This window comes from Arenibaculum pallidiluteum (genome assembly GCF_017355985.1).
Lineage (GTDB): Bacteria > Pseudomonadota > Alphaproteobacteria > Azospirillales > Azospirillaceae > Arenibaculum > Arenibaculum pallidiluteum.
This window is the reverse complement of sequence record NZ_JAFIQU010000008.1, coordinates 187,765-208,369: the sequence shown is the minus strand read 5'-3', so window position 1 is coordinate 208,369 and position 20,605 is coordinate 187,765. Positions and strand designations below refer to the sequence as shown.

Genomic DNA, 20,605 nt, shown 5'->3' with positions numbered 1-20,605 from the left:
TCAGAACTGCGCCGAGGCCGTGAAGAGGAAGGCGCGTCCCGGCTGGTAGAGCGGCGTGACCGTTCCGAACTCCTGCCCGTATGTCGCGCGATCCGCATAGGTCTCGTCGAACAGGTTGCGGATATCGGCCCTGAGCAGAAGGTTCGAGTAGGCCGACGGCTGGTATTCCACGAACAGATTGAAGACCTCGTATCCCTCGAGCGGGCGCTGGTCGGCCAGCACGTCGTCGTAGTCCAGCACGATCTCGAGATCGGCGCCGAAGGTCAGGTTCCAGTCCGCGACGGCATGCGCCCCACCCAGGGTCAGGATCCGCCCCATGGGTGTCGCCAGATAGGTCCCGGTATCGGAATCGGCAGGCTGGCCATTGATGGTCACGTCGATATCGGCGTATTTCGCGCGGACATAACCGGTGTTCCAGGCGTAGCCGATCCCGATCTCGTAGCCTTCGGAACGCACGTCATGGGCCTGCGTCGCGCTCGCGACGGCGAAGCGCGCCGCCCGTGCGTCATCGATGTCGGTGCGGAAGACGCGGCCTTCGGCGGTGACGCCCTGGTAGCGCGCTTCCAGGCCGGCCGTCACGTTGTCGGACGTCACGGGCTCGGGGCCGCGGGCTCCGTAGCGCCATGCCGTGTTCATGATGAAGTTCTCGGCCAGGGGAATGCCGCCCCAGCTGTGCGAGTAGCCGGCCTTGGCGGTCAGGAACTCGGGGTGGAGGTCGAATTCGCCCGAGGCGTTGTAGCTGACACCCGAGTTGGTCCAGTCCTCGCCGGTGGTTCCCTCGAAGACCTGGCGGTCGCCGCGCAGGCCGGTCGACAGGCGCAGCCGGTCGACGGGCGCTACGCGTGCCTGGGCGTAGAGGCCTGTGTTGTTGGCGCGCTCGCCGACGGAATAGGTCTCGTCCTCGTAGGTCCCCTCGTCGCGATAGAAGTCGGCGCCGGCGGTGATCGATCCGAAACCGAGCGAGAACCGGTTCTCGACCTTGCCGTTGAGCGAGCTGGTCTCGCCGCCGCCGGGATAGCTGCCGGGCACGGTGCTGGCTCCGACGGGGCGCGTGAAGATCGTCGTGTCCACGTCCGAGCGGCCGTAGGCGAGCACGACCTTCGGGTCCCACAGTTCGGTCGGGCGCGTCTCGGTGAAGGTGAACACGGCGTTCTTGCGGTCCAGCCTGTAGTCGCGCACGCGCGGCTCCCAGGCCGGGCGCCCCGAGATTGCCCCGATATTCGCGCGGAACGGCCGCGAGGCATCGTCGCGGACCTGCTCGTAGCTGAGCTGGAACCGGCTGCCGGCCTCGGTCTCCATGGCGACCTTGCCGAGCCCGCTCACGAGGTCCGTCGCCGTGCCGCGGACGGTCTCTCCGTTTCCGGCCTCGAACCGGCCGCCCTTTCCGTAGGTCGCGTAGCCGAGCGCCTCGAAGCCCTGATGACGGCCGTAGCCGGCACCGCTGGTGGTCAGGCTCGGCCCGTTGGTGTTGAGCGTGGATTTCACGAAGGCGCCGACGCCGTCACCCTCCAGGAGGTCACGCGCGTCCTTCGTCTCGTAGGCGATCGCGCCGGCCAGCGCTCCGGGGCCGGCGTCGGCGGGGGCCACCCCGGCATCGACGCGCACGACCTTCAGGAAGGCGGGATCGATCAGCGTCGTCCCGTTGTGATGGAAAACCTTGTTGTTCTGGCGGCTGCCGTCGACGGTGACGGCAAGGTTCGTCTCCTCGACGCCGTTCACATACACCTTCTGCGACATCGGGACGGAACTGCCGACCCGGATCGACGGCTCGCCGGCGAAGACATCGCGAATGTCCGTGGGGTTCTTCCGGTCGAGATCATCCTGCGTGATGAGGGTCTGGCCGATCCCCGACCCATGGCCGGCCGCAGAGACCGTGACGGGGTCCAGCATCATCGCGCCCGTGGCCGCGGACGGCCTTGCAGCGGGCGCCGGATCCCCCGTCGCAACGATGGATGCGGTGGATGGGCCGGCCATGCGCAAGCCAAGCCCCGTCCCGGCCAGAAGCGTCTCCAGGGCGCGGGCGGGCGTCATCGTTCCATTGACCGCGCTCGAGGTGCGCCCGGTCGCCAGCGCGCTGGCGTAGCCGACCTGCCAGCCTGTCTGACGCGCGAAGGCGTCCAGCGCCGATGGCAGCGGCTGGGCGGGGATCGTAAACTCCATCCGGCCGGCGTCACCGGCCTGTCCCGGCTGCTGCGCCAGCGCCCCGACCGGCATGGCCAGCGCACCGCCGAGAGCGGTCGATGCCATGAGGGCGAAAGCCATGTGCCGGGCGACTGCCCCCTGCACGCGTGGTGTGGCTTTCCGTGGCGACGCCGTCCGGCAGTGCATACCTCTGATCTCCTCTCTCGTGCTGTCCACGGGGAGGCGATCGCACCAGCCGAAAGCCGCCCCGTTTCGGCAGACGTTCGAGGGCGGCATTTCTCACAAAAATAGGGAACCTATCCCAGGACGATCAGGCCGCCGGGCAGGACCGTCATGCGGATCCCGGTGATCGCCGCGAGGGAGCGGAGCGCGCCGACCGGATCCTCCAGGCGGTAGTTTCCGCTGACCCGCTGCTGGTTGACGCGTCCGTCGAGGACCAGGATAGGGGCCGCATGGTACCGTCTCAGATTGTCCACGACCGCCGACATGGGCTGCTCGTGGAAGACGTACCGCCCCTCGCGCCAGGCCAGCGCCAGCTCGGGCCGGACGCGGGCGACCGGCGACAGACCAAGGGCCGACGCGATCACCTGCTCGCCGGGAGCCAGCGGCTGCGTCCTGTCCGGCTGCTCGTCGTCCCGGACGGTGACGCGGCCGCGCTCGAGGAAGACGGAGTCCGCGTCCCCGTCCGTGCGGACGGAGAAGGCGGTCCCCGTGACCTCGACCGTGCTGAACCCGGCCAACACGTGGAACGGCCGGGACGGGTCGGGGACCACGTCGAAGAACGCTTCGCCCCTTAGCAGCCGGACGTGCCGCCGGCCTTGGCCGAAGTCGAGCGCGACGGCCGATGCGGTGTTCAGGAGCAGGCGCGATCCGTCTGGCAGGCCGATCTCAAGCCGATCTCCCGCGGCGGTCGCGAAGTCGGCGCGCCAGTCCACGGTCAGCGCCGGCACGAGACTGAGGGCGAAGACGGCCAGCAGCACGGCAGCCGCGAGGGAGCCCAGGCGGACCCAGGCGCGGGCCGGCCTGCGCCTGCGGGCGGGCATGCGGGCGACGGCATCCCGCGGGAGGGCCGGGAAGGCATCATCCTGTAGCGGCGAATGGCCGTGGCTCGCGAGCGTTGCCGCGGTCAGCTCGGGCATCCGGCTGATGCTCGCCAGCCGGTCGAAGGCCGCGGCGTGGCGGGGATCGCTCCGGCGCCAAGCCTGGTAGGCGGCAAGCGTCTCGGCGTCGGCGGCCGCATCCTGCAGCGTGACGAACCACGTGAGCGCCGCGTCGGCGATGGGGTCCGGGTGCCGATAGGCGTCTGCTTCCGACCTGCCTGTGTCCTCCGGCTCCTGCCGCACCCGGGTCATCCGCCGCTCTGTCTCGAAGCTTGTATCCATCTTAGACGCACCAGCCGGCCCATGTCACAAAGCAGCCCGTCGCCTTGACAGAGTAAATCCGCGAATGATAATCGTTCGCATAATTGTCCTGCATGCCTGCGGCGCGAAGGGCTAGCACGTCCCACGTCGCTGCGGTCGGCAGCCACGCGCCGCGCGGGCGCTCATTGGTTGGGCAAGACGGGGCCTCGGAGAGACGACAGCCTGACCATGCCGGCAAGTCTGAACGCCATCTACCTCGATCATCGGCATTCCCTTCTCGGGCGGGCCATGAGGATCGTGCGCGACGTGCAGACGGCCGAGGATCTGATCCAGGAGAGCTATCTGCGGGCCCGGCGCGCGGCGGAGAGCGGACAGATCGACAACATCGTCGCGTTCCTGCACCGCACGGTCCACAACTTGGCGCTGGACCACATCCGGCGCCGGAGGACGAAGGAGCGCTTCGAGGTTCCGTGCGAGGACTTCGATCCGCTGCAGATCGCGGCCGAGATCCCATCGGCGGAAGAGCATCTGCTGCACCGCGAGCGGCTCGGCAGTTTCAAGGCGGCCCTCGACGCGCTTCCAGAGCGGGCGCGCCGCGTGTGGGTCCTCAACAGGGTCGAGGGCTGGACCTATCCCAGGATCGCCGAGCATCTCGGCGTGTCCCCGGGAACGGTATTCAACGACATGAAGCTCGCGATGGGGCATTTTCTCGACGCCCTGTCCCGTTCCGGGCGCGACTGATCCCGGCGCGCGGGTCGCGGGAGCAGCCGTCGACCCCGGAACGCACCGTCCGTCCACCCATTCGCCACGACATCATGGCCGTGACTCCAGGCCCCTGGACGCGGCTGCTTGTCGCGTCGCGCAAGCTTTGCTCGTCCGAAATTAGCGTTCTCTGTATGTGAATTCTGCCTCCCAGCCCAAGCCGCGTTGAACAAGTCCGCCATGGTTCCCGTGAAACTTCACAAATGAGATTCGTTAGGGCATGGTGCCGTCGCCATCGAGCGGCGCCCTGGCAGCGGCGCAAGCGTTCAAGGGGTGTGACAGGATGAAGATCGCCGTTCTCCGGGAACGGCGCGCCGGTGAACGGCGCGTCGCGGCCTCCCCGGACACCGTGAAGAAATACAAGGCGCTCGGCCTGGACGTCGCCGTCGAGACAGGTGCCGGGGAAGGGGCCTCCGTCCCGGACCAGGCCTTCGCCGACGCCGGCGCGACCATCGCTCCGGATGCCGCTGCGACCCTGGCGGATGCCGACGTGATCCTGAAGGTCCAGCGGCCGATGACCGCTGCCGAGGGGCTGGACGAGCTCGCCGGCGCGAAGCGCGGCGCCGTCCTGATCGGCATCCTGAACCCCTACGGCGCGCGCGACCTGCTGCCGGCGTACAACGCGGCCGGGGTCACCGCCATGGCGATGGAGCTGGTGCCGCGCATCACCCGCGCCCAGGTGATGGACGTGCTGTCGTCTCAGGCTAACCTGGCGGGCTACCGTGCCGTGCTGGACGCCGCCTACGAGTTCGGCCGCGCCTTCCCCATGATGATGACCGCGGCCGGCACCGTCCCGCCCGCGCGCGCCTTTATCATGGGTGTGGGCGTCGCGGGGCTGCAGGCGATCGCGACCGCGAGGCGCCTGGGCGCCGTGGTGTCCGCGACCGACGTGCGCCCCGCCGTCAAGGAGCAGGTCCAGTCCCTCGGCGCGACCTTCGTCGCCGTGGAGGACGAGGAGTTCCGCCAGGCCGAGACGGCCGGCGGCTATGCCAAGGAAATGAGCAAGGAGTACCAGGCCAAGCAGGCCGCCCTCGTCGCCGAGACGCTGCGGAAGCAGGACCTCGTGATCACCACGGCCCAGATCCCGGGCCGCCCGGCGCCCCGCCTGATCACCGACGAGATGGTGCGGACCATGCGGCCTGGCGCCGTCATCGTCGACCTGGCGGTCGAGAGCGGCGGCAATGTCGAGGGCTCGGTCGCCGGCGAGGTCGTCGAGCGCCACGGCGTGAAGATCGTCGGCCACACCAACGTGCCCAGCCGCATCGCGGTCGACGCCTCCGCCCTTTACGCGCGCAACCTGCTGGCGCTGGTCCTGACCTTTTTCGACAAGGACAAGGCTTTCGCGCCGAACTGGGACGACGAGATCCTGAAGGCGGTCACCCTGACCCGAGACGGTGCCGTCGTCCATCCCGCCTTCGCCACCACGCCGGCCTGAGGGAGGCCCCATGAACCCAGAGTCCATCTCCCAGAGCGCGGCCGACCTCGCGACGACCGCGCGCACCCTGGCCGATCAGGCCGCAGCGCTGGCCAACCAGACGACCCAGCTCGCCGCGGCGGGCGCCCACGAGGGCCCCGGCTTCTTCGTGTTCGGCCTGACCGTCTTCATGCTGGCCTGCTTCGTCGGCTATTACGTCGTCTGGCGCGTGACGCCGGCCCTGCATTCGCCCCTGATGGCGGTCACCAACGCGGTGTCCTCGGTCATCATCGTGGGCGCCATGATCGCGGCCTCGCCCGAGACCTTCAACTTCTCGACGGTGATGGGCTTCCTGGCGGTGATCCTGGCCTCGGTCAACATCTTCGGCGGGTTCATCGTCACCCAGCGGATGCTGGCGATGTTCAAGAAGAAGCCCCAGCCGGCAAAGTCCTGAGGAAGCAAGACCCATGGCAACCTTCGCCACGCTGGCCTATCTCGTCGCCGCCGTCTGCTTCATCCTCGCGATCAAGGGACTCGCAAGCCCCGAGACGGCGCGCCAGGGCAACTTCTTCGGCATGGCCGGAATGGCCATCGCCATCGTCACCACGCTGATCCTGCCGGGGGCGCTCTCCGGCCTTTCGTACGTCCTGATCTTCGCGGGCATCGTGATCGGCGGCGCCATCGGCACCATCGTCGCCCAGCGGATCCAGATGACGGCGCTGCCCCAGCTCGTCGCCGCCTTCCACAGCCTCGTGGGCCTCGCGGCGGTGTTCGTCGCCCTGGCCGCGTTCTACACGCCCGAGGCCTACGGCATCGGCCGCTTCGGCGAGATCCGGGCCGGCTCGCTGGTCGAAATGGCGCTGGGCACGGCGATCGGCGCCATCACCTTCACGGGTTCGGTGGTCGCCTTCGCGAAGCTGCAGGGCCTCGTCAGCGGCAAGCCGCTGGTCTTCCCGATGCAGCATCCGCTGAACGCCGCGCTGGGCGTGCTGCTGCTGGTCCTGATCATCTGGCTGTGCCTCAGCAACGCGCCGGCCGCGATGTGGCTGATCGTGCTGGTCTCGCTGGCCTTGGGCCTGCTGCTGATCCTGCCCATCGGCGGCGCCGACATGCCCGTCGTCGTCTCCATGCTGAACAGCTATTCCGGCTGGGCGGCGGCCGGCATCGGATTCACCCTGGAGAACAACCTGCTGATCATCACCGGCGCGCTGGTGGGATCCTCGGGCGCGATCCTGTCCTACATCATGTGCAAGGGCATGAACCGCTCGATCTTCAACGTGATCCTGGGCGGCTTCGGCGGCGAGGCCACCACGGCGGGCGCCGCCGGGGGCGGCGAGCGCGGCGCGGTCAAGTCCGGTTCGGCCGAGGACGCGGCCTATATCATGAAGAACGCCCAGTCGGTGATCATCGTCCCCGGCTACGGCATGGCGGTGGCCCAGGCGCAGCACGCCCTGCGCGAGATGGCCGATGTCCTGAAGCACGAGGGCGTCCAGGTTCGCTACGCGATCCATCCCGTCGCGGGGCGCATGCCCGGGCACATGAACGTGCTGCTGGCCGAGGCGAACGTGCCCTACGACGACGTGCTGGAACTCGAGGAGATCAACCGGGACTTCGGCCAGACCGACGTGGCCTTCGTGATCGGCGCCAATGACGTCACCAACCCCGCCGCCAAGACGGACCCGGCCTCGCCGATCTACGGCATGCCGATCCTGGACGTGGAGAAGGCCAGGACGGTGCTGTTCATCAAGCGCTCCATGGCCTCGGGCTATGCCGGCGTCGAGAACGAGCTGTTCTTCCGACCCAACACCATGATGCTCTTCGGCGACGCCAAGAAGATGACCGAGGAGATCGTGAAGGCGCTCGAGAGCTGAGCGCCTTCACGGGGGCACCCGCCGGGCCGGCCGTGGCCGGCCCGGCACGCCCTCAGCTCTCGCGGAAGCTGCGGCGCAGGCTGTCCAGGAACGGCTGGACGAGATAGTCCAGCATGGTCCGCTCGCCGGTCGCGATCATCACCTCCGCCGGCATGCCGGGCGTCATGGCGAGACCGGGCGCCAGCCGGGCCATCTCCTCCCGGGGCACCACGACGCGCGCCAGGAAGTAGGGCTGGCCGGTGCGCTGGTCGGTAAGCCGGTCGGCGGTCACGTCGCGCACCGTGCCGGTCAGGCGCGGAAGGTTGCGCTGCTTGAAGGCGCTGAGCACCACATGCGCCTCCAGCCCCACATGGACGTCGTCGATGTCCATGGGCGAGACCTGGGCATCGATCACCAGCTCGGCATCGGCCGGGACCACGTCCATGATCGGGTCGCCCGCGCGGATCACGCCGCCGCTGGTGGTGATGCGCATCTCCATGACCTGGCCGGCCACCGGGCTGCGCACCAGCGTGCGCTCCAGGGCGTCGCGGGTCGCCTGGATCTCGCTGCGCGTGGTCGCGAGCTTGGTGCGGGTGTCCGCGAGATCGGCGCCCACCTGGTTCTGCCAGCGCTCGGTCTCTGCCAGGATCTGGGCGCGGGCCTCGCCGATGGCCTGCTCGGCGCGGGCGATCTCGGCGCGGCTGGTCGCGCGGTCACCCTCGATATCGGCCTTGGCGCGCTCCAGCGCCAGCAAGCGCGGACGGCGCTCCAGCCCCTTGTCGACGAGCTCGCGCACGCCCTTGGCCTCCTCGACGATCAGGGCGAGCTGGGCATCCTGGCTGCGAATGCGCGCCTGATGGCCGGCGATCTCCTCGCGGAGCTGCAGGATGCGCTGGTCGAGCACGACCTCCTGGCTGCGCCGCGCCGCGCGGCGGGTCTCGAACAGCTCGCTCTGCAGCGTCACCACCTCGACCACGCGCGGGTCGGAGCTGGCCGTCAGCTCGGCCGGGAAGGCCGGTGCCGGCAGGTTCTTCTGCTCGGCAACCAGCCGCGCCTCGATCGCGGACAGGATGCGGACCTGCTGCTCCAGCGACTCGTTCTGGGAGCGCGCACGCACGTCGGCGAGCCGCAGGACCGGCTGTCCCGCCGCGACCTGGGTGCCTTCGCGAACCAGGATCTCGTCGACGATCCCGCCTTCAAGGTGCTGCACGGTGCGGCGCTTGCCGTCGGGTGCCACGACGCCCGAGGCGACCGCGGCGCTCGTCAGCGGTGCCTGCCATGCCCAGCCGCCGAAGCCCCCGAAGAAGATCGCGATGGTCAGCCAGCCGACCCGGCGCAGCCCGCGCACGCTCTGAGAGGCGGTGGCCGGAAGCTCGGGGAAGGCGGCCGCGGTGCGCGGCGCGGGAAGGGCGGTGGCCGGCGCGCCGGTCGTCAAGCTCGACATGTTCAGTTCCTCACTCGCCGCCATTGCCCGAAGCAATGGCGGCCTGCTGGCCGGCGGCGCGCAGCGGCGCGACCTTGGGACGCGACAGGCGCGCCAGGACGGCCTCGATGGGGCCGAACAGGCGTAGCATGCCGGCCTCCATCACTGCCGCGTGGTCGCAGGCCTTCAGCAGTCCGGTCCGGTGCGTCACCACCAGGACGGTGCAGCCCTCGTCCTTCAGCCCCAGCAGGGCGCGGGCGAGCGCTTCCTCCCCCTCGGAGTCGAGGTTGGCGTTGGGCTCGTCCAGCACCAGCAGGCGCGGACTGCCGTAGAGGGCGCGGGCCAGCGCCACGCGCTGCCGCTGCCCCGCCGAAAGCCGTTCGCCGAAGCGCCCGATCTCGGTCTCGTAGCCTTCGGGCAGGCGCAGGATCATCTCGTGGGCGCCGGCGCGCCGGGCGGCCTCGACCACCGCCTCGGCCGGGCCATCGCCCATGCGCGCGATGTTCTCGGCGACCGTGCCGGCGAACAGCTCGATGCCCTGGGGCACATAGCCGATATGGCGGCCGAGCTCGTCGGGCGACCAGCGGGCCACGTCGGCGCCGTCAAGGCGCACCGCGCCCTGGCTAGGCTTCCAGGCACCGACCAGCAGCCGGCACAGGCTGGACTTGCCCGATCCCGACGGGCCCATCAGCGCGCAGACGCTGCCCGGCAGCAGCTCGAAGGAGACCTGGCGCAGGATCGGCGTCTCGCCCGCGCGCCGCTGGAACCCGACATTCTCCAGCGTCAGGCGGCCCAGGGGGGCGGGCAGGGAGGTGCGCTGGCGCTCGACGGGCACGGTCGCGAGCAGCCGGCTGAAGCCGCGCCAGCCGGCCCGTGCCGCGACGAACTGCTTCCAGGCGCCGATCGCCTGCTCGACCGGCGCCAGTGCGCGGCCCATCAGGATCGAGGCCGCGATCATGCCGCCGCCCGTCAGCTCGTGCTGGAGCACCAGCCACGCGCCGACGCCCAGCAGCAGGATCTGCAGGACCTGGCGGACGGCCTTGGTGATGCCCAGCAGGATCGCCGAGCGCTCCTCGGCCTGGCCCTGGCGGGACAGCGTCAGCGCGTGCAGCCCCGTCCACCGGCGCATCAGCGTGCTGCCCATGCCAAGCGCGTGGATGGACTCGGCGTTCCGGATCAGCGCATCCGCGGTGTCGCGCTCGCGCTGCGCCGCCTCGCGGTTGTCCCGCAGGGGAGCCCGGGTCAGAGCCTCGTTCAGTACGGCCAGGCTGAACAGCACCACGGCTCCGGCCAGCGCGACCGCGCCGAGCCAGGGATGCATGATCCAGATCACCGCGAGGAACAAAGGCAGCCAGGGCGCGTCGAACAAGGCGTTGATGCCGTTCCCGCCGATGAAGGAGCGCACCGCGGCGAGGTCCGACAGGCCACGGCTGCCAGCATCGACCCCGCGCAGCGTCAGCACTTGCGAGGCCGCGAGGATCGGCGGAGACAGGCGCCGGTCCATCCAGCCCGAGAGCCGGCTCAGCATGCGGCCGCGCAGCATCTCCAGGACCGCGTAGATCGCCAGCGCGAAGCAGGCGACCACCGTCAGATAGACCAGCGTCTCGACCCGGCCGGCGCTCAGCACGCGGTCGAAGACCTGCATCATGTATATGGAACCCGTCAGCAGCAGGAGGTTCAGGAAAAGGCTGAACACCCCGACCACGACCAGTTCGCGCCGGAGCCCTCTCAGAAGGTCACGGACCTGGTCCACGCATCCCTCGCACTGAATTTACCCTGCGGCAGATAAAGCTTCTGGAGCCCTCGGAAGGAAGGCGTGCATACGGGGGCCGACTAACTCTTTGGATGCCGCGACCGGAGATGCCCCTGCGCTGTTGAGTGCATGACGGAGTTATCCCGGCACGCATCAGGAGGCGGAATGAGCGGCGGAGAGAACGAGATGGACCGGGCCCCGGCAGGCGGTGGGGCAGGCCGTGACAAGGCTGTGCCACAGGGAACGCCGGCGGAAGGCACGGGCATCGATACCGGCATCGACGAGGACGGGAACGCCGGCACCGATGGAAAAATCAGCAGCGGCGGCTCCGGCTCGCTGCGCACGCCGCCCAGCGGCGCGACGGACGAGGGGCGAGACTACCCTTGAGCCCCGGCACGGGCCGGGTCCGGGCAGGCGGGTCCGCGGATGGACCCGGCCGGGTGGGGTCCGCGGCCCGCGCGAACGCCGAAAGCCGCCACCGTACCGGACGGGGCGGCCAAGACATCGGCCTGGCGACGGCGCTCCCTGGCCGGGAGCGCGCTGCCGGAACGGGCTTTAGTAGCCCTCGCGCTCCATGCGCTTGCGGAGGAGCTTGCGCGTGCGGCGCACGGCTTCCGCCTTCTCGCGGGCGCGCTTCTCCGACGGCTTCTCGTAGTTCCGACGCAGCTTCATCTCGCGGAAGATACCCTCGCGCTGCATCTTCTTCTTCAGCGCGCGGAGGGCCTGATCGACATTGTTGTCACGAACCAGAACTTGCACGTTCGTTATCTCTCCTTCCGTTGAGCCGAAAGCGGAAACGGCTTGCGGCGCACCGCCGTCAAGGTGGCGCGCCTTCTATCATGTCCGGATGCCCTGGGAAAGGGACAAATCGGGCTAGGACGCGCCCTCGCGACGCGGCCTTTGCATCGCGCGACCATACACCGGATACTGAGGCATGGCCATCCTGAAGATCGCCCGCATGGGGCATCCCGTCCTCCGGCGCGTCGCCGAGCCGGTCGCCGATCCCGCCGACCCAGAGATCCTGCGGCTCGCCCGCGACATGGCGGAGACGATGCTGGACGCCGGCGGCGTCGGACTTGCCGCGCCGCAGGTCCACGTGCCGCTGCGGCTGATCGTGTTCCGGGTCCCGCAGGACCGGGTCGGCGAGGGCGAGGAGGCCGCGCCGGGCATCAGCATCCTGATCAACCCCGAGATCGAGCCTCTGGGGGACGAGACCCTCCTGGCCTGGGAGGGGTGCCTGTCAATTCCCGGACTGCGCGGCGCCGTGCCGCGCCATGCGCGGATCCGCTACACCGGGTTCGACATCGGCGGCAACCCGGTGTCGGTGGAAGCCGCGGGCTTCCATGCGCGCGTGGTCCAGCACGAGCTCGACCATCTCGACGGCGTGCTCTATCTCGACCGCATGGAGGATTTCGGGCGCCTCGCCTTCGAGGAGGAGATGCGCCGCTACCACCTGCCCGAACCCACGGAAGGCTGAGCGACATGACGGGAGCCGCTTACGACGAGACCGAGACGGCGTTGCGCGACGAACTGTTGCTGGCGACGCTGCCGAACATCGCCTTCGACGGCTGGAGCGCCGAGGCCCTGCGCGCGGGCGCAGCCTCCGCCGGGCAGGACTGGGCGACCGCCCGGCGCCTGTTCCCCGAGGGCGTGCCCGAGCTGGTCGACCATTTCGCCGACTGGGCGGACAGGCAGATGCTGGCCGGGCTCGCCACCCTGGACCTGGATTCCATGCGCGTGCGAGACCGGATCCGGACCGCCGTGCGGCTGCGCCTGGAGATCCTCGCCCCGCACCGCGAGGCGGTGCGGCGCTCCATCGCCTGGTTCGCGCTGCCGCAGAACGCGTCGCAGGGAGTGCGGCAGCTCATGCGCACGGTGGACCGCATCTGGATTGCGGCCGGGGACGTCGCGACGGACCACAACTGGTACACGAAGCGCGGCCTGCTCGCAGGCGTCGTCTCGGCGACGACGCTCTATTGGCTCGATGACGCGTCGGAGGATCTCGGCGACAGCTGGGGCTTTCTTGACCGTCGCCTGGACGACGTGATGCGCGTCGGACGCGCCACCAGCCGGATCGGCGGGCTCGGCAATCTCGGACGCATCGCCAGGGTGCTGCCCTCGCCCGCGCGGTTCCTGCGTCAGTTCCGCCGCGACATGCGGGAGGCCTGAGCGCCGCGCGGGCTCCGTGGCTTCCGGGGCGCCGCGGCGTCCCGGGTCCTGCGGGCGGCCTCGACCGCCAGCCGGGCCCAGGGCAGCAGCGCCTCGGGATCCTCGAGCGCGTCGTCGGGCGGCGGGTAGTAGGGCAGGGCGGGCCTGTCGGCCATGGGGCGGAAGGGCTCCAGCCCCTCGGCCTCGAAACGGGCGCGGGTGACGTCGTCAGCCTTCAGGTACAGGACGTCGTCCGAGACGATCGCGAAGAACAGCCCGCCGCAGCGGAGGCCCCAGCCCCCGAACATCCTGCGCGCCGTGACGTCACCGAGGGGCGCCAGCATCTCTAGGGCGAAGCGGAGGAAGTCGCTCAGTGCTTCTTCCTGAAGGCGTCGAGCGCCACGACCTCGCCCTTCTTGGGCGGCTCCTCCGGGCGGGCGGCCTCGGCCACGCGCTCGGTCACCTCGGCCTCGATCTGGTCGACGGCATCCGCCGCGTCCGCCGCGTTCAGCGGCTGGAACTGCAGGGCGAAGTTGACAGAGGGGTCGGCGAAGGTGGTGATCGCCGAGAACGGCACGACCAGCCGCTCGTGCACATTGTTGAAGCTCAGCGTGACGCCGAAGGCCTGCTCCGTCACCTCAAGCGCGTAGAACTGGTACTGCAGCACGATCGTCATCTCGGACGGGTACTGCTCGCGCAGGTAGGGCGGGATGTCGACCCCGGAGTGCCGGGTGCGGAAGGTGATGTAGAAATGGTGATTGCCGGGAAGCCCGTGATCCGCCGCTTGGCGCAGGGCCTCGCGGACGACGCCGCGCAGGGCGCTTTCCACCATCACGTCGTAGCGCAGGTACTCGGTGCCCATCGGATCCCAGCGTCGCCAGAGAAGCGAGTGGGGGGACTTCTGTTGCCCGGCGCCCCCCGAGCCGCGCGCTACTTAGCCGTTAGGCGGCAGCGCGGAGTGCAACGTTGTCGTTGGCACTTCTGAGATGGCCCGATAACGGCGGAACCATGCCGAGCGAAAACTATGCCTTTACCACGCGCGTCGATCCTATTTCGCCCCCCAAGGTCCGTGCTCCGGAGAACACGGTGGATTGGTGGAGGCGCCGGGTACCGCCCCCGGGTCCGCAACGCTTATTCCACACAGCGTTTATCGCCATAGTCGGGCGAACCCGACGAACCCAATATAGGGGCTTCGGCGGGCCGGCAAAAGGGGGGAACTTCGGTCCCCTCGCGCGGCTCGGCGTCCGCTCGGCGATTGACGGGGGCCCCGCCGCGGTCTACCGCGTAGGGAAACAGCACACAGGGAGCCTTCCATGCGCGTCCTCCGCGCCGTCCTGCCGGCGCTCGCCCTCGCCGTGGCGGCATTTCCGGCTGCCGCCCAGCAGCCGATCGTCGCGATCACCGCGATCATCGACCATCCCTCGCTGGATGCGGTGCGCGAGGGCGTGCGCGCCAAGCTGCGCGAGGCCGGCTACACCGAGGGACGGGATCTCCGCGTGGAATACCAGTCGGCCCAGGGCAACCCGGCGACGGCTTCCCAGATCGCGCGCCAGTTCGTCGGGATGAACCCGGCCGTGATCGTGCCCATCGCCACCCCCTCGGCCCAGGCCGTCGTCGCCGCGACCCGCGACGTGCCGGTCGTCTTCTCGGCCGTCACCGACCCGGTCGGGGCCCAGCTCGTCCGCGACATGGCCAAGCCTGGCGGCAACGTCACCGGCGTGTCCGACTTCCCGCCCGTGGCCGACCACCTGAAGCTGATCGCCGAGATCCTGCCCGGCGCCAAGCGGATCGGCGTGCCCTACAACCCCGGCGACGCCAACTCCGTGAGTCTCCTGAAACACCTGAAGGAACTCGCGGCCCCGCTGGGGCTGACGGTGGTCGAAGCCACCGCGAACAGGACGGCCGAAGTCCCCGCCGCCGGGCGCAGCCTGCTCGGCAAGGCGGACGCAATCTACACCATGCTCGACAACACGGTGATCTCGGCGCTGGAATCGCTGATCCTTGTGGCCAACCAAAACCGCATGCCGATCTTTTCCGGCGACGTCGAAAGCGTGAACCGGGGCACCATCGCCAGCATCGGCTTCGACTACGGGGATATCGGTCGCCAGACCGGCGAGATCGTCGTGCGGGTAATCAAGGGCGAGAAGCCCGGCGCCATCCCGGTTGCGCTCGCGGCGAAGCGCGACCTGGTGGTCAACCCGAAGGCCGCCGCGACCCAGGGCGTCACCCTGCCGCAGGCCGTGCTGGCCCGCGCCAGCAGGGTCGTCGGGCAGTAGGACGGCGATGAGCCAGATCGCGCTGCTGGGGGCCGTCGAGCTGGGGCTGGTCTATGCGCTGGTCGCGCTGGGCATCTACCTGTCTTTCCGGGTCCTGGACTTCCCAGACCTCACCGTCGACGGGAGCTTCCCCCTGGGGGCTGCCGTCGCCGCGACGCTGATCGTCTCCGGGCACGATCCCTGGCTCGCCACGGCCCTCGCGGTGATCGCCGGTGCGGCCTCCGGCGTGCTGACGGCGGTGCTCGCCGTGCGCTTCGGGATCCTCCACCTGCTCGCCAGCATCCTCACCATGATCGCGCTCTATTCCGTGACGCTGCGGGTCATGGGGAGGCCGAACGTCGCGATCCTGACGCAGGACACGGTGCTGACCCCGTTCTACGGGATTGGCGTCACGGACGCGGTGGCGCGTCCGCTCGCGGTCGGGATCTTCGTGGTCGCTGCGGCCCTGCTGGTGGCGGCCTTCCTGGAAAGCGGCGTCGGGCTCGCGATGCGGGCCACCGGTGCCAATCCGCGCATGGCCCGGGCCCAGGGCGTCCCGACTGGCCTGATGGTCGGGGCCGGCATTGCCATCAGCAACGGTCTGGTGGCGCTCGGCGGCGCGCTTTTCGCCCAGGCCAACGGCTTCGCGGACGTGACGGCCGGCGTCGGAACCATCGTCGTCGGCCTGGCCGCCGTGATCGTGGGCGAGACGGTGGTGCGCACGCGCTCGATCCTGGGGGCGCTGATCGGCTGCGTCGTCGGATCGATCCTCTACCGGATTGCCGTCCAGCTCGCCCTCTCGGCCGATGCCGTCGGGCTGCAGGCCTCGGATCTCAACCTGGTCACCGCGGTGCTGGTCGCCGCGGCGCTGGTGCTGCCGCGCATTCGCCGGCGCAGGAGCGCGGGGAGGGCCGCCGCATGATCACGGTCCGCTCGGTCGAGGTCGTCTTCGGCCCGGGCACCCCGCTGGAAAAGCGGGCGCTGCGCGGTGTCGACCTGCAGATCCCCGCGGGGGAGTTCGTGACGGTGATCGGCTCCAACGGGGCCGGAAAGTCGACGCTGCTTGGCGTGCTCGCGGGCGACGTGCCCGTGGCCGGCGGCAGCGTCGCCATCGACGAGGTCGACGTGACCGCGTGGCCGACGCCGCGCCGCGCCGGCTTGGTCGCGCGCGTCTTCCAGGATCCGCTGGCGGGAAGCTGCGCGACGCTGACCATCGAGGAGAACATGGCCCTGGCGGCGGCGCGCGGAGGCCGCCGCGGCTTCGGCCGAGCCCTGGACCGGCGCCGGCGCGAGGAGTTCCGAGCCCGGCTGGCCGAGCTCGGCCTCGGGCTCGAGAACCGGCTGGGGGACCGGATGGGGCTCCTCTCGGGCGGGCAGCGGCAGGCCGTCAGCCTGCTGATGGCGACGCTCGCGCCTTCCAGGATTCTGCTGCTGGACGAGCATACGGCGGCGCTCGACCCCGGCACGGCCGGCTTCGTCCTGGATCTCACGCGCCGCATCGTGGCCGAGCATGGGATGACCGCGCTGATGGTGACGCACAGCATGCGCCAGGCGCTGGATCTCGGAACCCGCACCGTGATGCTGCACGAGGGGCGCGTGGCCCTCGACGTGGCTGGCGCGGAGCGGGCCGGGATGGACGTCCCCGACCTGCTCGCGCTGTTCGCCCGCAGCCGCGGCGGCGAGCAGATCGCTGACGACGAACTGCTCGCCGGCTGACCGGCTGATAGGCTGACAGGGAGCCGGGGTGGCGCCCCCGGCCGGCCCTCAGCCCACGACGATCCGCGGAGCGGCGCGTCCCGAACCCCCGGCGCCCTGGCCCGAGAGCTTCTCCCAGACTCGCGCGGCGAGCGCCAGATAAGCCTGCGCATGGGGGCTGTCGGGCGTGCTCACGACGATCGGACGGCCCTCGTCGCTGGTCTCGCGGATCTCGATGTCGAGCGGGATCTCGCCCAGGAATTCGGTGCCCAGCCGCTCGGCCTCCTTGCGCGCCCCGCCATGGCTGAAGATGTCCGAGCGGTGGCCGCAGTTGGGGCAGCAGAAATAGCTCATGTTCTCGATGATGCCGAGCACCGGCACGTCGACCTTGCGGAACATGTTGAGCCCCTTGCGCGCGTCCAGCAGCGCGATGTCCTGCGGTGTCGAGACGATCACCGCGCCGGCCAGAGGCACCTGCTGGGCCATGGTGAGCTGCGCGTCGCCCGTGCCCGGCGGCATGTCGACCACCAGCACGTCCAGCTCGCCCCAGTCGACGTCCCGCAGCATCTGCTGCAGCGCGCTCTGCACCATGGGGCCGCGCCAGATCATCGGGGTGTCCTCGGCCACCAGGAAGCCCATGGACATGACGCGCACGCCGTAGTTCTCCATGGGGCGCAGCGTCTTGCCGTCGGGCGAAGTCGGGCGGCCCGAGATGTTCATCATGCGCGGCATGGACGGGCCATAGATGTCGGCGTCCAGCAGGCCGACGCGCTGGCCGTTGGCGCGCAGGCCGAGCGCGAGATTGACCGCCGTCGTCGACTTGCCGACCCCGCCCTTGCCCGAGGCGACAGCGACGATGTGGCGCACCCCGGGCACCAGCGCCCGCTGGCCGCCCGCACCCTGGCCGGGTGCCTGCGCGCCTGCGGGACCGTGAGCATGGCCATGCGAATGTCCCTGCGCGTGGCCGTGGCCGCCGGCGGCGCTGGCCTCTCGGTGCGCGGTCAGCACGGCGGTCACGGACCTGATGCCCGGTATGGCTTCCACGGCCTTCTCGGCGCTGCGCCGCAGGGGCTCCAGCGAGGGGCCGCGCTTGGGGTCGACCTCGAGCGCGAACTGGACCATTCCGTCGCGGATCGCCATGCCCGAAACCATGCCCAGGGAGACAACGTCCGCCTTCCGGTCCGGGTCGATCACGGTCCTGAGGGCGGCCAGGATCTGCGATTCCGTGATCTCTGCCATGTTGAAAACTCCGATCTTTTCCCGATATTGGCGGTATTGTCCTGCCGGCCCGTGGGCGCGGTCGGCATATAAGGCCGGCGGAGCTGCCTGCATAGACTGGCATCCACCCACCGGCCCTACAAGAACGAGAGGATGGACCGGCCATGCCGTGGAACAGTCAGGGAGGCGGTGGGGGGCCCTGGGGCCCGCCGCCAGGGGGGAACAACCCTTGGGGGCGCCCGAGCGGCGGCCCGACGCCACCCGACATCGAAGATTTCCTCCGGCGCGGACAGGACCGTCTGAAGCGCGTGATGCCCGGCGGCTTCGGCAGCGGGCGCGGGTTCGTGATCATCGCCCTGCTGCTGGTCGTGGCCTGGGCGGCCACCGGCATCTACCGCGTCGATTCCGACGAGAAGGGCGTGGTGCTGCGCTTCGGGCAGTGGGTCCGCACCGAGGAGCCGGGCCTGCGCTACCGGCTTCCCTATCCCATCGAGACCGTGCTGCTGCCCAAGGTCACGCGCGTCAACCGGATCGAGGTCGGCTTCCTCACCGGGGCCAGCGACCGGCGCGGCATCGGCGAGCGCGACGTCCCGGACGAGAGCCTGATGCTCACGGGCGACCAGAACATCATCGACATCGACTTCACGGTGCTCTGGGTCATCAAGGACCCCGGCGAGTTCCTGTTCAAGATCAGGGATCCCGAGAACACCGTGAAGAAGGCCGCCGAAAGCGCGATGCGCGAGGTGATCGGCCAGACCGACATCCAGCCGGCCCTGAACGAGGCGCGCCAGCAGATCGAGACCCAGACGCGCCAGACGCTGCAGAGCATGCTGGACGAGTACCAGTCGGGCATCGAGATCACGCAGGTCCAGCTCCAGAAGGTCGATCCGCCCGCTCCGGTGGTGGACGCCTTCAACGACGTCCAGCGCGCCGCTCAGGACCGCGAGCGCCTGCGCAACGAGGCCGAGGCCTACCGCAACGACGTGATACCGCGCGCCCGCGGCGAGGCGGAGCGCCTGATCCAGGAAGCCTCCGCCTATCGCGAGCAGGTCGTCAGCCTGGCACAGGGTGACGCCCAGCGCTTCACCTCGGTCTACGAGGCTTACCGCGCCTCGCCGGACGTGACCTCGCGGCGGATCTATCTCGAGACCATGGAGCAGATCCTGCGCGGGACCAACAAGGTGATCATCGACGGCCAGGGCACCGAGGGCGGGCAGAGCGTCGTGCCTTATCTGCCGCTCGACGCGCTGCGCCAGCAGCGTTCCCAGGGGCCGGGGGCTCCCCAGCAGGGGCAGCAGCCGTCCCTGCAGCAGCCGCAGCCGCAGCAGCAGCGCCGGTGAGGATCGCGAGATGACCAGAAAGCTCACCTACGCCGCCCTGGCGCTCGTCGTCGCCCTCGTGGTCGCCTCGGCCTCGCTCTTCACCGTGACCGAGGCGCAGCAGGCGCTGGTCCTGCAGTTCGGCCAGCACGTCCGGACCATCCAGTCGCCCGGCCTGCACGCCAAGATCCCGCTGCTGCAGACCGTGGTGATGTACGACTCCCGCGTCCTCGACCTGGATCCCCCTGCCGAGCAGGTGATCCTGGCGGACCAGCGCCGTATCGAGGTCGACGCCTTCGCCCGCTGGCGGATCACCGATCCGCTGCGCTTCTACCAGGCCGTGCGTTCCGAGCAGGTGCTGGGACAGCGGCTGAACACCGTCGTGAACTCGGCGCTGCGCCGCGTGCTCGGCAACGTGACCCTGCTGGCGGTGCTCTCGGACGAACGCGCCCAGGTGATGACCGACCTCCGCAATCAGGTGAACGCCGAGGCGCGGGGCTTCGGCATCGAGATCGTCGATGTCCGGATCCGCCGCGCCGACCTGCCGGACGAGACCAGCAATGCGGTCTTCGCCCGGATGCGTTCGGAGCGCGAGCGCGAGGCGGCCGAGGCGCGCGCCCAGGGCCAGGAGCAGGCCCAGCAGATCCGCTCGCGTGCGGAGCGCGAACGCACGGTCATCGTGGCGGAGGCGCAGCGCGACGCGCAGATCCTGCGCGGCGAGGGCGACAACCAGGCCCTGCGCATCATCTCCGAGGCCGTCGGCCGCGACCCGGAGTTCTACTCCTTCTACCGCACGCTCGAGGCGTACCGGAACGCACTGAACCGCGACGACACCACGATGGTGCTCTCGCCGACGGGCGATTTCTTCCGGTATTTCAGCGACATGCAGGGCCGGGCCGCGACCGCGGCCGAGGCGGCGCGCCCCGGCGGCGTGCCGCCAGCCGCGACCGGCGCACCGCCCGCCAACGCCGCGCCCGGCAGCGCGGCCCAGGCGGCGCAGTAGGGCCGGGGTCCCGGGCGATGGCCCGGGACCAAGGTCCCCGCGCGGGGCGGCTGCACATGGACGACCTTCTGACCGCGCTCGCGCTCGTGCTGGTGATCGAGGGCAGTCTCTACGCCCTGTTCCCCGGCACCATGCGCCAGGCGCTGGAGGCGGCCCTTGCCCTTCCGGCCGGGGTCGTCCGGACGGCCGGACTCGTTGCAGCCTGCCTGGGCGTCGGGCTAGTCTGGATGCTGCGCGGCTGAGGGGCCGCGCACCGGGGCGG

21 protein-coding genes and 1 other RNA gene are annotated in these 20,605 nt (G+C 70.1%); 13 read left to right on the top strand and 9 right to left on the bottom strand.

Annotation, left to right across the window (positions count from 1 at the left end; genetic code table 11):
- Nucleotides 1-2,262 (bottom strand): TonB-dependent receptor, encoded by a 2,262-nt coding sequence (locus JUB13_RS17940; RefSeq protein ID WP_236025031.1) that lies wholly within the window; start codon nt 2,260-2,262, stop codon nt 1-3.
- Nucleotides 2,263-2,438: 176 nt separating this feature from the next.
- Nucleotides 2,439-3,524, bottom strand: a complete 1,086-nt coding sequence (locus JUB13_RS17935) for a FecR family protein (RefSeq protein WP_236025030.1) — start codon at nt 3,522-3,524, stop codon at nt 2,439-2,441.
- A 207-nt stretch (nt 3,525-3,731) separates the two neighbouring features.
- On the opposite strand from JUB13_RS17935, the gene JUB13_RS17930 reads away from it, so the two are divergent.
- From JUB13_RS17930 to JUB13_RS17915, 4 genes are all read left to right on the top strand, one after another.
- The gene (locus JUB13_RS17930) at nt 3,732-4,244 is read left to right on the top strand and encodes an RNA polymerase sigma factor (protein ID WP_207481393.1); all 513 of its coding nucleotides are present in this window, start codon (nt 3,732-3,734) and stop codon (nt 4,242-4,244) included.
- A 304-nt stretch (nt 4,245-4,548) separates the two neighbouring features.
- Nucleotides 4,549-5,700, top strand: coding sequence for a Re/Si-specific NAD(P)(+) transhydrogenase subunit alpha (locus JUB13_RS17925; protein ID WP_207481391.1), 1,152 nt, complete (start codon nt 4,549-4,551; stop codon nt 5,698-5,700).
- 10 nt (nt 5,701-5,710) lie between these two features.
- Nucleotides 5,711-6,133 carry an NAD(P) transhydrogenase subunit alpha gene (locus tag JUB13_RS17920; protein WP_207481389.1) on the top strand — a complete coding sequence of 141 codons (423 nt, stop codon included), beginning with the start codon at nt 5,711-5,713 and terminating at the stop codon, nt 6,131-6,133.
- 13 nt (nt 6,134-6,146) lie between these two features.
- Nucleotides 6,147-7,550 (top strand): NAD(P)(+) transhydrogenase (Re/Si-specific) subunit beta, encoded by a 1,404-nt coding sequence (locus JUB13_RS17915; protein WP_207481387.1) that lies wholly within the window; start codon nt 6,147-6,149, stop codon nt 7,548-7,550.
- Nucleotides 7,551-7,602: 52 nt separating this feature from the next.
- On the opposite strand, the gene JUB13_RS17910 is transcribed toward JUB13_RS17915, so the two are convergent.
- Together JUB13_RS17910 and JUB13_RS17905 are read right to left on the bottom strand one after the other, a co-directional pair.
- On the bottom strand, nt 7,603-8,973 hold the full coding sequence (locus tag JUB13_RS17910) for an HlyD family type I secretion periplasmic adaptor subunit (RefSeq protein ID WP_207481385.1): 1,371 nt from the start codon (nt 8,971-8,973) through the stop codon (nt 7,603-7,605).
- Between the two features lie 10 nt (nt 8,974-8,983).
- On the bottom strand, nt 8,984-10,705 hold the full coding sequence (locus tag JUB13_RS17905) for a type I secretion system permease/ATPase (protein WP_207481383.1): 1,722 nt from the start codon (nt 10,703-10,705) through the stop codon (nt 8,984-8,986).
- Between the two features lie 165 nt (nt 10,706-10,870).
- On the opposite strand from JUB13_RS17905, the gene JUB13_RS17900 reads away from it, so the two are divergent.
- Nucleotides 10,871-11,092: a hypothetical protein gene (locus tag JUB13_RS17900; RefSeq protein WP_207481381.1), complete on the top strand. Its 222-nt coding sequence runs from the start codon at nt 10,871-10,873 to the stop codon at nt 11,090-11,092.
- 168 nt (nt 11,093-11,260) lie between these two features.
- Here JUB13_RS17900 and rpsU read toward each other — a convergent pair whose 3' ends face one another.
- Entirely contained in the window at nt 11,261-11,464 is a 204-nt protein-coding gene (gene rpsU / locus JUB13_RS17895) for a 30S ribosomal protein S21 (protein ID WP_012974546.1), read from the bottom strand.
- A gap of 175 nt (nt 11,465-11,639) precedes the next feature.
- Between rpsU and def the strand changes: the two genes are divergently transcribed.
- Entirely contained in the window at nt 11,640-12,182 is a 543-nt protein-coding gene (gene def, locus JUB13_RS17890) for a peptide deformylase (protein ID WP_207481379.1), read from the top strand.
- Between the two features lie 5 nt (nt 12,183-12,187).
- The gene (locus JUB13_RS17885) at nt 12,188-12,874 is read left to right on the top strand and encodes a COQ9 family protein (protein ID WP_207481377.1); all 687 of its coding nucleotides are present in this window, start codon (nt 12,188-12,190) and stop codon (nt 12,872-12,874) included.
- On the opposite strand, the gene JUB13_RS17880 is transcribed toward JUB13_RS17885, so the two are convergent.
- The 3 genes from JUB13_RS17880 to ssrA form a co-directional block, all read right to left on the bottom strand.
- Complete coding sequence (locus tag JUB13_RS17880) at nt 12,844-13,197, bottom strand: TfoX/Sxy family protein (RefSeq protein ID WP_207481375.1); 354 nt, start codon at nt 13,195-13,197, stop codon at nt 12,844-12,846. The two genes, JUB13_RS17885 and JUB13_RS17880, sit on opposite strands and share 31 nt — an antisense overlap.
- A 26-nt stretch (nt 13,198-13,223) precedes the next feature.
- The gene (locus JUB13_RS17875) at nt 13,224-13,715 is read right to left on the bottom strand and encodes an SspB family protein (protein ID WP_207481373.1); all 492 of its coding nucleotides are present in this window, start codon (nt 13,713-13,715) and stop codon (nt 13,224-13,226) included.
- Between the two features lie 26 nt (nt 13,716-13,741).
- Nucleotides 13,742-14,066, bottom strand: a transfer-messenger RNA (tmRNA) gene (gene ssrA, locus JUB13_RS17870).
- Between the two features lie 100 nt (nt 14,067-14,166).
- Between ssrA and JUB13_RS17865 the strand changes: the two genes are divergently transcribed.
- The 3 genes from JUB13_RS17865 to JUB13_RS17855 are packed head-to-tail and all read left to right on the top strand — an operon-like array spanning nt 14,167 to nt 16,824.
- Nucleotides 14,167-15,129 (top strand): ABC transporter substrate-binding protein, encoded by a 963-nt coding sequence (locus JUB13_RS17865; protein ID WP_207481371.1) that lies wholly within the window; start codon nt 14,167-14,169, stop codon nt 15,127-15,129.
- A gap of 7 nt (nt 15,130-15,136) precedes the next feature.
- Nucleotides 15,137-16,030: an ABC transporter permease gene (locus JUB13_RS17860; RefSeq protein ID WP_207481369.1), complete on the top strand. Its 894-nt coding sequence runs from the start codon at nt 15,137-15,139 to the stop codon at nt 16,028-16,030.
- Nucleotides 16,027-16,824: an ABC transporter ATP-binding protein gene (locus JUB13_RS17855; protein WP_207481368.1), complete on the top strand. Its 798-nt coding sequence runs from the start codon at nt 16,027-16,029 to the stop codon at nt 16,822-16,824. Before JUB13_RS17860 ends, JUB13_RS17855 begins: the two co-directional genes overlap by 4 nt.
- A 48-nt stretch (nt 16,825-16,872) precedes the next feature.
- On the opposite strand, the gene apbC is transcribed toward JUB13_RS17855, so the two are convergent.
- Nucleotides 16,873-18,042 (bottom strand): iron-sulfur cluster carrier protein ApbC, encoded by a 1,170-nt coding sequence (gene apbC, locus JUB13_RS17850; RefSeq protein ID WP_207481367.1) that lies wholly within the window; start codon nt 18,040-18,042, stop codon nt 16,873-16,875.
- Nucleotides 18,043-18,185: 143 nt separating this feature from the next.
- On the opposite strand from apbC, the gene hflK reads away from it, so the two are divergent.
- From hflK to JUB13_RS17835, 3 genes are read left to right on the top strand one after another with little or no spacing between them, the layout of a single operon-like run.
- Nucleotides 18,186-19,361 carry an FtsH protease activity modulator HflK gene (gene hflK / locus JUB13_RS17845; RefSeq protein WP_207481366.1) on the top strand — a complete coding sequence of 392 codons (1,176 nt, stop codon included), beginning with the start codon at nt 18,186-18,188 and terminating at the stop codon, nt 19,359-19,361.
- A 10-nt stretch (nt 19,362-19,371) separates the two neighbouring features.
- Nucleotides 19,372-20,343, top strand: coding sequence for a protease modulator HflC (hflC, locus tag JUB13_RS17840; RefSeq protein ID WP_207481365.1), 972 nt, complete (start codon nt 19,372-19,374; stop codon nt 20,341-20,343).
- A gap of 56 nt (nt 20,344-20,399) precedes the next feature.
- Nucleotides 20,400-20,585 carry a DUF2065 domain-containing protein gene (locus tag JUB13_RS17835; protein ID WP_207481364.1) on the top strand — a complete coding sequence of 62 codons (186 nt, stop codon included), beginning with the start codon at nt 20,400-20,402 and terminating at the stop codon, nt 20,583-20,585.
- Nucleotides 20,586-20,605 lie beyond the last annotated feature (20 nt).